General features: G+C 74.5%; 13 protein-coding genes. 5 read left to right on the plus strand and 8 right to left on the minus strand.

The genetic code is table 11. From position 1 onward, the window contains the following. Together ACH4C6_RS09860 and ACH4C6_RS09865 are read right to left on the minus strand one after the other, a co-directional pair. Positions 1 to 409: ParB N-terminal domain-containing protein (locus tag ACH4C6_RS09860; RefSeq protein WP_398108042.1), on the minus strand; the 409-nt coding region annotated here is incomplete at its 3' end. 589 nt (positions 410 to 998) lie between these two features. Further along, positions 999 to 1,937, minus strand: coding sequence for a MerR family transcriptional regulator (locus ACH4C6_RS09865; RefSeq protein WP_398108043.1), 939 nt, complete (start codon positions 1,935 to 1,937; stop codon positions 999 to 1,001). 122 nt (positions 1,938 to 2,059) lie between these two features. Here ACH4C6_RS09865 and ACH4C6_RS09870 point away from each other — a divergent pair, with 122 nt between their 5' ends. Next, positions 2,060 to 3,577: an alpha/beta fold hydrolase gene (locus ACH4C6_RS09870; protein ID WP_398108044.1), complete on the plus strand. Its 1,518-nt coding sequence runs from the start codon at positions 2,060 to 2,062 to the stop codon at positions 3,575 to 3,577. Positions 3,578 to 3,619: 42 nt separating this feature from the next. Here ACH4C6_RS09870 and ACH4C6_RS09875 read toward each other — a convergent pair whose 3' ends face one another. After that, positions 3,620 to 4,201 (minus strand): hypothetical protein, encoded by a 582-nt coding sequence (locus ACH4C6_RS09875; RefSeq protein ID WP_398108045.1) that lies wholly within the window; start codon positions 4,199 to 4,201, stop codon positions 3,620 to 3,622. Between the two features lie 144 nt (positions 4,202 to 4,345). On the opposite strand from ACH4C6_RS09875, the gene ACH4C6_RS09880 reads away from it, so the two are divergent. Beyond that, positions 4,346 to 4,948, plus strand: a complete 603-nt coding sequence (locus ACH4C6_RS09880) for a TetR/AcrR family transcriptional regulator (protein ID WP_398108046.1) — start codon at positions 4,346 to 4,348, stop codon at positions 4,946 to 4,948. A gap of 403 nt (positions 4,949 to 5,351) precedes the next feature. Further along, positions 5,352 to 5,807 carry a hypothetical protein gene (locus ACH4C6_RS09885; protein WP_398108047.1) on the plus strand — a complete coding sequence of 152 codons (456 nt, stop codon included), beginning with the start codon at positions 5,352 to 5,354 and terminating at the stop codon, positions 5,805 to 5,807. Between the two features lie 32 nt (positions 5,808 to 5,839). Here the strand turns inward: ACH4C6_RS09885 and ACH4C6_RS09890 are convergent, their stop codons facing one another. Together ACH4C6_RS09890 and ACH4C6_RS09895 are read right to left on the minus strand one after the other, a co-directional pair. After that, complete coding sequence (locus tag ACH4C6_RS09890) at positions 5,840 to 6,721, minus strand: diacylglycerol/lipid kinase family protein (RefSeq protein ID WP_398108048.1); 882 nt, start codon at positions 6,719 to 6,721, stop codon at positions 5,840 to 5,842. A gap of 79 nt (positions 6,722 to 6,800) precedes the next feature. After that, positions 6,801 to 8,399 (minus strand): FAD-binding oxidoreductase, encoded by a 1,599-nt coding sequence (locus tag ACH4C6_RS09895; RefSeq protein WP_398108049.1) that lies wholly within the window; start codon positions 8,397 to 8,399, stop codon positions 6,801 to 6,803. A 65-nt stretch (positions 8,400 to 8,464) separates the two neighbouring features. On the opposite strand from ACH4C6_RS09895, the gene ACH4C6_RS09900 reads away from it, so the two are divergent. Next, positions 8,465 to 9,082 (plus strand): TetR/AcrR family transcriptional regulator, encoded by a 618-nt coding sequence (locus ACH4C6_RS09900; protein ID WP_398108050.1) that lies wholly within the window; start codon positions 8,465 to 8,467, stop codon positions 9,080 to 9,082. Further along, positions 9,079 to 10,662: a glycerol-3-phosphate dehydrogenase/oxidase gene (locus ACH4C6_RS09905; RefSeq protein WP_398108051.1), complete on the plus strand. Its 1,584-nt coding sequence runs from the start codon at positions 9,079 to 9,081 to the stop codon at positions 10,660 to 10,662. Before ACH4C6_RS09900 ends, ACH4C6_RS09905 begins: the two co-directional genes overlap by 4 nt. Before the next feature lie 37 nt (positions 10,663 to 10,699). Here ACH4C6_RS09905 and ACH4C6_RS09910 read toward each other — a convergent pair whose 3' ends face one another. The 3 genes from ACH4C6_RS09910 to ACH4C6_RS09920 all read right to left on the minus strand — a co-directional run bounded on the left by ACH4C6_RS09910 (position 10,700) and on the right by ACH4C6_RS09920 (position 13,318). Continuing rightward, positions 10,700 to 12,217, minus strand: coding sequence for a fused MFS/spermidine synthase (locus tag ACH4C6_RS09910; RefSeq protein ID WP_398108052.1), 1,518 nt, complete (start codon positions 12,215 to 12,217; stop codon positions 10,700 to 10,702). A gap of 77 nt (positions 12,218 to 12,294) precedes the next feature. Continuing rightward, on the minus strand, positions 12,295 to 12,831 hold the full coding sequence (locus ACH4C6_RS09915) for a Dps family protein (protein ID WP_398108695.1): 537 nt from the start codon (positions 12,829 to 12,831) through the stop codon (positions 12,295 to 12,297). Positions 12,832 to 12,997: 166 nt separating this feature from the next. Continuing rightward, entirely contained in the window at positions 12,998 to 13,318 is a 321-nt protein-coding gene (locus tag ACH4C6_RS09920; protein WP_398108053.1) for a WhiB family transcriptional regulator, read from the minus strand. Position 13,319 lies beyond the last annotated feature (1 nt).

The raw sequence follows: 13,319 nt of genomic DNA on the forward strand, positions 1-13,319 counted from the left end.
GGCTGCGGCCCTCGCCCGCAGCCTGGGGGTAGGCCACCCCGTCACGGCCCCGCCGTAGGGGGGTGGGGTGCGGAAAATCCGCACCCGACCCCCGCCTCAGCGCCGCGATCGTCTTGTCCGACAGGCCGGCCACGCTCGCCAGCCGCCGGTTGGACCACTCGGGGAAGTCGGCCAGCATGTGGAGGGCCGCGGCCTTGCGGTCGGCCAGGGACAGAGGCAGTCCGTGATTGCTGTTCAGCTTGACCGCCAGGACGAAGGCCTGGCGCTCGTCACCGTTGAAGAGCACGGCGCTGATGTGCGAGGCGCCGCTCTTCTCCGCCGCCCGGAGCCGGTGCACACCGTCGATGACCGTCATGGTCGTCCGATGGATTACGATCGGCGGCAGTTCGGAACACACCTCGGCGAGCATGCTGATGTGCCGTGGGTCCTCTCCCGTGGTGCGAAGGGAACCCGCGACCACAATGCTGCATATCGGTACGCGCGTGATCTCCGATAAGAGGCCACTGAAGTACAATTCTGAACGACTTAAATGCTGCTGCATCGGCTGCTGCGTGGCTGCCGAGACGTGGTCCCTCACTCTTCCTCCCCAGCGATCACCCGAGGAGAGAAAGGGCTGTCATGAGCCATCGGAAAGGTGAGCAACATCGAGTCTCCCCCGCGACGCAATGCCGAATGACCTCGAACCCTGCCAGCAGGATCGATGCCACGCAAGAGTCCGTTCACACGGGCCAGTTGGAATGGTCATGCACTCCGTGATCGCCGAATGGGCGGCTCCGGCCGTGCAAAGGGGGGCCTCCTGCCGGAATGATCCGCTCCCCGAGGACGCACGAGTCATGTCTTCGCTGCTCGGCGCATGATCCGTCCCGGTTGTCTGGACCAAATGGTCTGTTTTGCTTGGCCGGTGTGCATGCACAGCACGGGAAAAGCGCGGCCCGTGGGCGGCCGTCGAGCAGGTAGTGACATACCCGCCCCGGAGAAGTTGCTCCAGCAGCGGCTGTTCACGCCGCCGCGGCGTTGTCCAGCTCCAGCGCTCCGCGCAGCCAGTCGTCCGCGGTGCCCGGGGTCGGCTCGGGCAGCCCGGACGGCGGTGTGCGCAGGACGGCCGTCAGCTCCCAGTACCGGTCCAGGCGCGGCTCGGTGGCGAGCCGCGCCGCCAGCAGCCGCCGGAACTCCCGTGAGTCCCGGCAGCCGTACGCACGCGCGTACGCCGCGACATACGCGTCGAGGGCCTCGCCCGCGTGCGGGGCACGGTCGTGGCGCACCTGCGGGCCCGCGAGGTCGAACGCCTCGATGAGTCCGGCGTAGAGGAGACAGGCGCCGCCGGCTCCGGCCACCCGGTGCACGTCCGGCTGGGGCCGCCGGCCGGACGGGCAGGGAGACGTCGTCATCGCGTGCAGCCGGGCGAAGGCGAGCACCTGGTCGGGGGTCGGGTCGTCGGGCGGCTGGGGGACGGCCACTTCCAGGAACGCCGCCGTCACGCGGGCCGGCATGCGCGGCGGCAGCCAGCCCCGCCAGAAGCGGACCAGCGGCGCCGTGCTCGGCGGGGTGCTCACCGCACCCAGGATCCGCAGCCGTTCGGACCGCTCCGCGGCCGGGCACTCCGCCACCAGCCGCAGGGCCGCCTCACGCCAGCGCATCGCCGTCAACTCACTGCCCAGCTCGCGCAGTCGGCTCGCGACCGCCTCCTCCAGGACGCGGCCCGCCCCGCCCGCGTCCTCGACGACCCGCCGCACCTGCGGCACCGACAGGTCCAGCGCGCGCAGGGACCGGATCAGCCTCAGCCGCTCCAGTGCCTCGGGCCCGTAGCGCCGGTGCCCGCCGCCGCTGCGGGCCGACTCGGGGAGCAGGCCCCGGTCGGAGTAGAAGCGGACGGTCTTCACGGTGACGCCCGCGCGCTCCGCGAGCTCGCCGATGCTCCAGAACTGCTCGTCGGACATGGCCGGTTGAACCTCCCTCAGGGGGAGTTCCTACGGTACCGGCGCACGGAGCGGGCCGACGCCCCGGCCTCATGGCCGGTGTGCGCGAGGCACGGCAGGCAGCGAATGGGGAGGAGAGACCCATGACGGTGTTCATCATGGTGGCGGGTGTGTTCACGGGGACACACGTGTGGCAGGAGACGGCCGCCCGGTTGGCCGCGGCCGGCAGCGAGGCACTCCCGGTGGCCCTGACGGGGCTCGACGCGGCCCGGCCCGCGGATCCGTCGGTCCGGACGGACCTGGAGACACACATCGCGGATGTGCTGGCGGTGGTCGACGCGGTGGACGCCGGCGAGGAGATCGTGCTCGTCGGTCACGACTACGGGATCCACCCCGCCCTCGGGGCCGCCGACCGGCGGGCCGCGCGCATCGCGCGGATCGTGTACCTGGACTGCGGAATGGCGCAGAACGGTGTTCCGGCGCTGGCCGCGATACCCGACCGCACACTGCGCGCACAGCTCGCCGAGCGCGACCGGCGCACCGCGGCGGACGAGGTACTGGCGCCGCCGACCGGTGAGGAGTGGCAGCGCTGGGGCAGCACCGCAGGAGTGCCCGACGCGGCACTGGACCGGTTGTCCGCCCTCGCGGCACCGCAGCCCCTGGGCACTCTGCTCCAGCCGTTGCGGTTGAGCGGGGCGGTGGCCGCGGTACCGGTCACCGGGGTGCTGTGCACCGGCAACGGCGTCAGCGTCGACCTGGTGCAACGGCTCGTCGATCTCGGCGACCCCGCGCTGGTGGCGCTGGCCGGGCCGCACATCGGCTTCTTCGAGATGCACACCGGGCACTGGCCGATGCTGTCGTGCCCCGCCGATCTGGCGGACGTCCTGCTGCGCGCGGCGGCCGGCGAGGGGCGCCGCCTGCTCCCGCCCGGCGCGCAGTCGCCACCCGCCCATCTGCGTCCGTTCCCGGTCGACGTTCCCGAGGTGGTGCGGGACCGCCGGGGGCAGGTCGATCTGTACGTCCCCTCAGGCGGCGCACCGCGTCCGGCAGTGGTCTTCGTCCACGGCGGCCCGGTCCCCGCCGGGGTCCGGCCCACCCCCCGGGACTGGCCCACCCTGGTGGGCCACGCCCGCCTGGCGGCCGCCGAGGGCGCCGTCGGGGTGACCCTCGACCACCGCCTGCACGACATTGCCGACTACGAGCGCGCCGCCGGGGACGTCGCGGCGGCGGTCGAACTGGTCCGGGCCGATCCCCGGGTGGACCCCGAGCGGATCGCGCTGTGGTTCTTCTCCGGCGGGGGCCTGCTCACCGCGGACTGGCTGGCCGGCCCGCCGGCCTGGCTGCGCTGCCTGGCCGCTTCCTACCCGGTGCTCGCACCCCTGCCCAACTGGGGGCTCACGGACAGCCGTTTCCATCCGGTCCGGGCCGTCGCCCACACGGGCGGTCTGCCCCTCGTCCTGCTGCGCGCCGGGCTGGAGACCCCCGAGATCGCCGCCACCGTCGAGGCGTTCGTGACCGCGGCCGAGAAGAGCGGCGCGGCGTTGGAGCTGGTCGACGTGCCCCGCGGCCATCACGGCTTCGAGACGCTCGACCCGCCCGAGGAGACCCGCCCGGCCCTGCTCCGTGCGATGCGCTCGGTGATCAAGCACCTCGAGAGCTGACGCGAGGGGCCTCCTCCGTGCCGCTCCTGGACGGCAGCCGTCTCAGGGGCGTGCGGCGGGGCCGGTGCGCCCCAGCCGGAGCGCGGAGACGAGGAAGAAGACACCGCCGAGGAAGGCGTAGCCCGCCAGGGATGCCAGTGAGGTGCCGTCCTGTCCCGCCTGGGCGACGAAGGAGGCTCCGGCCAGGGTGGAGAGGGCACCGCTGGCGATCATCGGCCGCTGTCCTCCCATGCCGCGCCGCAGGACGCCGACGACCAGCTGGACGAGGCCGGCGGTGATCGCCCACACGCCCCAGACGCGCAGGACCGCCGGGATGCCCGAGGCGACCGCCGCGGCCAGGGCCCCGGCGGTCAGGGTGCTCAGGGCGACGTTGACGTACAGGCCGCGCACGGGTCCGCGGCCGGCCCTCGCGGACCTGATGTCGACGACGGCGCAGGCGACGTCGAACAGCGGATAGACCACCAGCAGCGTCGCGCCCAGGGTGCCGAGGGTGTGCGTGGTGGTGAACAGCAGCGCGGCCCAGACGACGGCGAACGCGAAGCGCACGACGTACAGCCGGCGCAGCGCCCCGGAGGCGGCGGCCGGGGCGGGGGTGGGTGCGGGAGGGGCGACGGAGCTGGCCATGGCGGCTTCTTCCTGCTCGACGGGATGGGCCGTGCCGTGAGGGAGAACGTTCGGTCTCCCTCACGGCACGGCCCATCCAAGGCCCACCCGCGCTCTCCTGTCAAGACCGAACGTTCTCCCTCAGAGGGCTGCTACCGTGGCGCCATGAGCGCGAGCACAGGGAGCGGGAGCACGTCGGAGGCACGGTCGCGACTGCTCGGAACGGCCACCCGGATCTTCTACGCCGAGGGCATCCACTCGGTCGGGGTGGACCGGATCATCGCCGAGGCGCAGGTCACGCGCGCCACCCTGTACCGGCACTTCAAGGGCAAGGAGGACCTGATCCTCGCCTATCTCCAGCAGGCCGACCAGGGCATCAGGGGCCAGGTCGCTGCCGTCCTGGAGCAGGACCTCACGGCGGCCGACACGGTCCGCGCCGTCGCACGGTCCATCGCGGAGAGCATCCGGACGCCGGGTTTCCGCGGGTGCGCCTTCCTGAACGCGGCGGCCGAGTACCCCGACCCGGCGCACCCCGTCCACCGGGCCGTCCTGGCGCATCGCCAGTGGTTCCTGGACACCGCCACCCGGCTGCTGGCCGAGGCCGGCTGCGTTCCCGCCGAGACGGCGGGGCGTCACTTCGTCATGCTCCGCGACGGCGCCATGGCGGCGGGCTGCCTCTTCGACCCGGCGCTCATCTCCGAGACGTTGCTGAACGGCGTCGAGGGCCTGCTGCGGACGGGCATCCCGGGTACTGCCGACCCCTCCTGAGGCTCGACGGAGCCGGGGCGCGAAGCAGGGGACCACGAGGAGTCGCCCCCGCCCCCGGGACCGCCGGAGGAGGCCGGGCACGGCAGCGCCGCTTGAGGCCGAGGACCCGGACGGTTGCTCCGCTCGAGGCCGAGGGCCCGGACGGTTGCTCCGCGGCGTCGGCGCGGTGTGCGGACCCGGGCCCCCGCGCCGCCGCGCCAGGGGCCCGGGGAGTGCGCCGCCGCCCGTATCCCTCGTGCCGGCGGGCCCTCGCGCGGGACGGTGTCCCGCACCCTTGCCGATCCTTCCGGGCCGGCGGCTGCGACGGATGCAGCCGCGGGCCGTCCGCCGTCCGCGCCGGCCGGCCGGACGTGTCCCCCGGACAGGCGCGGTGAGCGGCCCGGGACTGGGCACTCGCTCCCCCATGAACGAGCACCACGACGGTCCCGACGCCGCCCACCGCCGACCGCAGGGCGTGTCGGACACCACCGTCCAAGCCCTCGGCGCCCTGTCCAAGGCGCTGGAGACGACCGAGCGCGCCCGCGGGCACCTGTACGCCTTCCACCAGCTGACCGGTGGGGCCGACTTCGAGCTGGACCGTGCGGTCCGGCTGCTGCGCGAGGCGGGCCACCACGCCTGGGCGGACCGCGTCCAGCGCGAGATCCTGGGCCGCAACGTCATCCCGGGGCACTGGACGTTCCAGATCGTCGAGGCGTACAACGACACCTACTACGACCCGTTCAAGGCCGCGGAGAAGGCAGCACGGCAGGAGCTGGCCGAGGGGAAGGACCACCTGTTCGAGGCCGAGCTCAAGGAGGAGCGGCGCACCGGCGGCCACCCGGACCACTCGGCACGTCCCGGCACCGCGCCGCAGGGGTGAGCCCCGCGGGGCTCACCCGGTGACGGTCCGCCTCAGCACAGCACCCGCAGCGCGCCCGGCAGCACCCTGGCCGTGACGGGGAGGACGGCCTCGATCTCGCCGTCCGCGCCGTAGGGCAGGTCCCGGTCGGCCTCGATACGTATCTCGCGGCCGCGGACCACCTGCACCTGGGGGCGGTGGACGTGGGCTCCGGTGTCCAGCTCCTTCATCAGGGCGAAGAACAGGCGGCGCGGCGCGTCCCGGATCATCACGACGTCGAGGAGTCCGTCGTCCAGACGGGCGTCGGGGGCGATGCGGCGTGCCGAGCCGTAGTAGCTGGAGTTCGCGGCCACCACGGTGTAGCCGCTGTAGGCGTGGTCCCGGCCGTCGACGGTGACCCGGTAGCGCACGGGGCGCCAGCCGCTGATCGCGCGCAGGGCCCCGGCGTAGTAGGAGGCCGGGCCGCGCAGCATCCGGGACCGGTTGGCGTGCTGGTTGGCCAGGGCGTCCACCCCCGCGTACACGCTGCCGAGGACGACGGTGGCGGCGTGGACCGACGACACGACCTCGATGGTGTCCACGGCGCGCGGGGTGCCGTGCAGCAGGACCCGGGCCACGCCCTCCGGGTCGCTCGGCAGGCCGAGGGCCCGGGCGAAGTCGTTGCCGCGCCCGGCCGGGACCATGCCGAACAGGGCGCCGGTCCCGCTGAGGGCTCCGCCGATGCTTCCGGTGATGCCGTCGCCGCCGACGGCGAGGACCACCCGGCCGCGCTCCCCGGCGCTCCGGGCGAGCTCACGGGCGTGGGCGAGGCTGCGGCTGTACTCGGTCTCCAGCTCGGCGCCCGCCTCCCTCAGGAGACGGGCCACCTGCAGCAGCGCCGCCGCGCTGGTGGCTCCGCCCGCGGTGGGGTTGACGACGGCGGTGAACTGTCGCATCGATGTGCCTCCGGGCTGACGGGTGGTGCCGGGTGGTCGTGAAGGTGGGGTGGTGCGGTCGGGCGGGCCGGGGGCCGGTTCAGTCGGCCGGCAGCAGCACGCCGGGGTTCAGCAGGCCGTCCGGGTCCAGCCGCTGCTTGACGGCTCGCAGCGCCGCGACCCCGAGGTCGGTGGCCTCGCGCACGTACCAGTCGCGGTGGTCGGTGCCGACGGCGTGGTGGTGGGTGATCGTGCCGCCGGCCGTGAGGATCGCGTCGTTCGCGGCGTGCTTGGCGCGCGTCCAGTGCGCCACCGGGTCGTCGCCCTGGGCCGAGACGACCGTGAAGTACAGCGAGGCGCCGTTCTCGTAGACGTGCGAGATGTGGCACATGACGAGGGGCGGGGTGCCGTTCCCGGTGAGCGTGCTGGTCAGCGCGTCGCGGACGGCCGTGTACAGGCCCGGCAGCCTCGACCAGTAGGCGGCGGTCTCCAGGGTCTCGGCGAACGCGCCCGCCTCGAGGAGCGAGTCGCGCAGGTAGGGCGCCGAGTAGCGGCCGTGGGCCCAGCGCTCCCCCGGCTCGTCGCCGGCGAACTCGCCGCCGCAGTCGGCGAGGACGGCCGCTGCCGCCGCCCGGCGCCGGGCGGTGTCGTCCTCGGTGCCCTCGAAGCCGACCACGGCGAGGCAGCCCGCGTTCCCCTGTTCGACGCCGGCACCGATGGCCTCGGGCTGGGCCAGGCCGATCAGTGTCTCGGTCTCGTCGGACAGCCGCAGGACGGTGGGGCGCGGTCCGTCCTGGGCGAGGCGGCGCAGTGCGGCGGTGCCCTGGTCGAAGGAGGCGAAGCGCCAGCCCTCGTAGCGGCGCGTCCGCGGAACGGGCCTCACGCGGACGGTGACGGAGGTGATGACGCCGAAGGCGCCCTCCGAGCCGAGCACCAGGTGGCGCAGGTCGGGTCCGGCGGCGGAGCGGGGTGCCCGGCCGGTGTCGAGGGTGCCCTGCGGGGTGGCGAGGGTGAGGCCGAGGACCATCTCGTCGAAGCGGCCGTAGCCCGCGGAGGCCTGTCCGCTGGAGCGGGTCGCGGCGAAGCCGCCGATGGTGGCCCACTCGTAGGACTGGGGGAAGTGGCCGAGGGTGAAGCCGTGTCCGGCCAGCAGCGCCTCGGCCTCGGGTGCGCGCAGGCCGGGCTGGAGGGTGGCGGTCCGGGACACCGGGTCGAGGTCGAGCAGGCGGTTCATCCGCCGCAGGTCCAGGGCGACGAAGGGCGCCGGGCCGGTGGGGGCCAGTCCGCCGACGACGGAGGTGCCGCCGCCGAACGGGACGAGGGCGAGGCCGTGTTCGGCGCAGACGCGGAGCACGGCGAGCACCTCGTCGTGGCTCTCCGGGAGCGCGACGGCCGCGGGGGCGTCGGAGGTGTCGGCGGCGCGGATGCGCAGCAGGTCCGGGGTGGACTTGCCCCGGGTGTGCCTCACCCGGCTCTCGGCGTCCGTGCGGACGCTGTCCGCCCGTCCGCCGAGGGCGGCGTGCAGGGCGTGCAGGGCGGTGCCTTCCAGGGCGGGGGTGGAGACCTCGATCTCCTCCAGGCGGGCCGATGCCGTGGGCTGTGTCGTGACACCGAGCCAGTCACGCAGCAGCCCGGTGACGGTGTCGGGCAGCGGCGTCGCCCTGGCGGGGTCGCCCCAGCCGTTCCACAGCATGTCCATGCGTGTCGTCCTCACCGGTCGTCGGGGTTGCCGCCGGAGCGGCCCTGCGCGTTACACTGTTACACATGACGCCTAACCGTCACAACAGCTCGGCTCAGCAGAAGTCCTCGGACAACGACGTGGTGCTCGACGCCGTCCGCGACTGCGTCCTGGCCGTCGGCGTGCGCCGGACGACCATGACCGACGTCGCCCGCCGCGCGGGTGTCTCGCGGATGACGCTCTACCGCCGGTGGCCCGACGTCCGCTCCCTCGTCGGCGACCTGATGACGCGTGAGTGGATCGCGGTCGCCACCGGCGCCATGCCCGAACACCGGCCGGAACCGGGCACGCGCCCGCCGCTGGTCGACGGTCTCGTGGCGGGCGTGAAGGCCTTCCGCGCCCACCCGCTGTTCCAGAAGATCGTCGACGTGGACCCCGAACTCCTCCTGCCCTACGTGCTGGACCGGCGGGGGGCGAGCCAGGAAGCCCTGCTGGAGCTGCTCGCCGGGGCCCTGCGGGAGGGACACGCGGACGGTTCGGTGCGCAGGGCTCCCGCCCGGCTTCAGGCGCGCACCGTGCTGCTGATCCTCCAGTCGTTCGCCCTGTCCCTGCGCACCATGACCGACGAGGACGACGACGGCCTCACGTCCGAGGCGTTCCTCGCCGAACTGCACACCGTCCTGGAGAGGACCCTCACCCCATGAGCCAGAGCAACGTCCCGGCCGGCGGGGCCTCCCTGTCCGCGGCCCGGCGCACCCGTGAGCTGACCGAGGCGACCGACGGCCGCGTGGTGGACGTGCTGGTCGTAGGCCTCGGCGCCACCGGCGCGGGAGCGGCCCTCGACGCCGCCGCCCGCGGCCTCGACGTCGTCGCCGTCGACGCCCACGACCTCGCCTTCGGCACCTCGCGCTGGAGCTCCAAACTCATCCACGGCGGGCTGCGCTACCTGGCCTCGGCCCAGTTCGACGTCGCCCACGAGAGCGCTGTCGAACGCGGCGTGCTGATGGAGCGGACGGCGCCCCACCTGGTGCGCGCCCAGCCCTTCGTGCTGCCCCTGACCACACTCGTCCCGCGCGGCCAGGCCGCGCTGGCGTGGGCCGGGTTCCGGGCCGGCGACGCCCTGCGGCTGTCGGCCCGCACGGCCCGCGCCACCCTGCCCGCGCCCCGCCGGCTCTCCGCGGTCGAGACCCGCCACCTGGCCCCGGCGCTGCGCTCCGGCGGACTGCGCGGCGGACTGCTCTCCTGGGACGGACGGCTCACCGACGACGCCCGCCTGGTCACCGCCCTCGCCCGCACCGCCGCCGCACGCGGTGCCCGCGTCCTCACCCGGGTGCGGGCCCTGGGACTCACCGGAACCGGCGCCCGCGTCCGCGACGAACTCACCGGCCAGGAGGGCGAGATCCGGGCCCGAGCGGTGATCAACGCCTCCGGGGTGTGGGCCGGCGACCTCGTCGAGGGCCTCCGCATCCGTCCCTCCCGCGGCACCCACCTCGTCCTGCGCGCCGACCACCTCGGCCCCCTCCCCGCCGGCCTGCACGTCCCCATCCCCGGCGAGACCAACCGCTTCCTCCTGGTCCTGCCCCAGGACGACGGCCGCATCTACGTCGGGCTCACCGACGAACCCCTGGACGGGCCCGTCCCGGACGTCCCCGACGTCCCGGAGACGGACATCGGCTTCCTGCTGGACGTCCTCGGCTCGGTCCTCGACGTCCCGGTCCGGCGCAGCGACGTGGTCGGCGCCTTCGCGGGGCTGCGCCCGCTGCTGGACACCACACCCGCCGCACAGCCGGGCGCCGTCCCGCGCACGGCCGACGTCTCCCGCAGGCACGCCGTGCTGACGTCACCGGACGGCGTGGTCAGCGTCGTCGGCGGCAAGCTCACCACCTACCGCCGGATGGCCGAGGACGCCGTGGACGCGGCGGTCGGCGCGCGCGGCCTCGCCGCCGGCCCCTCCCCCACCGCCGCACTCCCCCTGGTCGGTGCCGCGGCCCCCGCGGCCCTGTCCGCGCTCCGCGCGCCCCGCCGCCTCGTCCAGCGCTACGGCACCGAGGCACCGGCGGTCCACGCCCTGGCGGCACGGGACCCGCGCCTGGGTGAGCCCGTCGTGCCCGGTCACCCCGTCACCGGCGCCGAACTGCTGTGGGCGCTGCGGCACGAGGGCGCCCTGGACGAGGCCGACCTGCTCGACCGGCGTACCCGCATCGGTCTGGTCCCGGCGGACCGGGCCGAGGCTCTGGGGGCCGTGCGCGAGCTGGTGGGCGAAGTTCTCGCCGCGGGCGGCTGACCGCGGGGCGTCCGGCCCTCCCCGGCCGCCGCTCTCGTCAGGGGCCGCGGGGCTGGAGGAGCTGGTCCACCGGGGCGTGGTCGTCGGTGAGCGGCTCGGCGGCACCCGTCCAGGCGTCCAGCCGCTCACCGGAGGTGACGCGCCAGCCGGTGTCCCGGGCGTCCAGTTCCCGCTGGACCGCCCGGAGGTCGACCGGCCGGTCGGAGGCGAGCACCACGAGGTTGCCGCCCTCGCCGGCCGGGCCCGAGGCGGTGGCGGCGGGCTCGCCCAGCACGGCCACGTGCCCGAACGTCGCGGAGAGGGTGGCCACTTCGGCGCGTGCGAAGGCCATCTCCCCGTGGTCGATGAGATTGACGACGTACACCCCCTGCGAGCCGAGCACGCGCCGCACGTCGGACAGCGCCTCCGCGGTGGTGAGGTGCCACGGCACGCCGACACCCCCGAAGGCGTCACCCACGACGAGGTCACGGCTGCCGGTGTCCAGGCGCCGCACACCCAGCCGGCCGTCCTCGACCCGCACCTCGACACCGGCTCGCGGGCGCAGCCCCAGCCGGTCGTGGGCGAGGCGCACGACCCCGCCGTCGATCTCGGAGACGACGCTGCGCGTCCCGGGCCGTGTGGCCGCGAGGTACCGGGGCAGGGTGAGCCCGCCGCCCCCCACGTGGTGGGCGACGAGCGGGCGTCCCTCCGGGAACGCGGCGTCGACCACCGACGCGACGGCGCGCACGTAGGCGAACTCCAGACGGGTCGGGTCGGCGAGGTCGACGTGGGAGTGCCGCAGGCCGTCCAGGACGAGGGTGCGGCCGCCACCCCCGCCGGGATCCGCGACGACCCGTGCACAGTGGTACGTGGTCTCCACGTCGCAGCCCCCGGGAGCGGCCGTGGCCGCGAGACCGCCCGCGACGACCACCAGGGTCAGGGCGGGGGCGCCGCTCCAGCCGCGGGTGCGCCACGCGAACCAGGCCGAACCCGCCACCAGCAGCGCGCCGAGGCCGAGCAGTATGCCGCTGACCGGCAGCCGCGACACGAGGACGAAGCCGGTCAGCACCGTGCCGGCGATGGCCCCGACGGTACCGACCCCCGACAGCCGGCCGACGACCGTGCCGGTCTCCGCCAGGCTGGTCAGACGCAGTTTGGTGACGAACGGCGTCACCGCGGACAGCAGGGCGCCCGGCACCAGGATGGTCAGCCCCGCGACGAGCAGGAGCACCACGGGCGCCCACTCGGCCGTGCTCCGCAGCACGGCCGGGGTGAGCGCCACCACCGCGCCGGACACGCCCAGCGCCGGGCCGATGAGCCGGCGTGGGTCGACGTGGTCCGCGACGAGTCCGCCCAGCCAGGAGCCGAAGGCGATCGCGCTGAGCGCGATGCCGATCACCATGGTGCTCGTCTCGAGGGTCAGTCCCAGATAGGGCGCGAGCAGCCGCAGCGCGACGATCTCGATGACGAGGACGGCCGCCGAGGAGCCGAACACCAGCACCGCTGCGGCGCGCGGGCCCAGGCCGGCACGGCCGGGCGTGCTCTCGGCGACGGGCGAGGAGGACGATCCGGTCACGGGCCGCATTCTCGCACGCAACGCGTCAAGCGGACGGCCCCCACCGCACCCGAGCGGGGGCTCAACACCACTCCGCGTCAGGGCTGTTGACGGGCCTGCTCGGCTGCCCGGTCCGCCGCGGCCTGTTCCGTCCTGGCGTCCGCGGTGCTCAGACGGCCGCCGCTGCTCTCCAGGTGGGCGCGGACGAACCACTGGAACAGCTCCAGCCCGCGCAGCTGCTCGATGAGGATGTCCTGGGTGACGGGGTCGGAGGACTCGGTGGCCGCCATGGCCTCGCGGTGGTCCTCGATGAGCCGGGTGTAGACCACGTCGAGGGCGCCCAGGTGCTCGATGGCCTCCGCCCTGCCGATGGAGTAGTCGTCCCAGGACCGGTCGGCGACCAGCGCGCCCGGCGTTCCCTGCGGCACTCCGCCCAGGGTGGAGATCCGCTCGGCCAGGTCGTCGGTCATGGACCGCACCTGCTCGACCTGGGGGTCGAGCATCTCGTGGACCGCGATGAAGTGCGGGCCGACGACGTTCCAGTGGATGTGCTTGAGGGTCAGGTGCAGATCGTTCAGCGAGTGCAGCCGCCGCTGGAGCAGCGTGATGATCTCGGCACTGTCCTCGGGGGTCATGCCCGGGACGGTGTACTGGAGGGAGGACTCAGGGGCCACGGCCGTACCTTTCTCCTGCCGGCGGGGAAGACGTCTCCCGGCCAGGCAACCACCGCCCGTACCGGCCTGCCCGTCCAGGACGGCCGTACGGATACCCCGCGCCCGGGGGTGCGCGGTGGCTCCGCCGTCACGGCGTCCGCCGTTCGCCGCCCTCGCCGATGCGCATCTCCCGGCTGATGGCGCGGCGCTGCCGGGCGGTGGTACCGCCCCAGATGCCGGCGTCCTCCCCGTGCTCGATGGCCCAGGAGCGGCAGGCCAGCAGGACACGGCAGCGGCGGCACACCGCGCGGGCCTCGGCGACCCGGGCGTCCGTCTCCCGCTCCACCAGCGGGAAGAACAGCTCGGGGTCCTCGCCGATGCAGGCGGCGTCCCGGAGCCAGGCGCGACCGCCGCCGGTGAGGACCTCCGCCACGGCATCGCGGTACAGCAACCAGCGGTTCTCGGGCACG

The organism is Streptomyces sp. NPDC017943, from assembly GCF_044328425.1.
In the GTDB taxonomy this organism is placed as follows: Bacteria; Actinomycetota; Actinomycetes; order Streptomycetales; family Streptomycetaceae; genus Streptomyces; species Streptomyces djakartensis_A.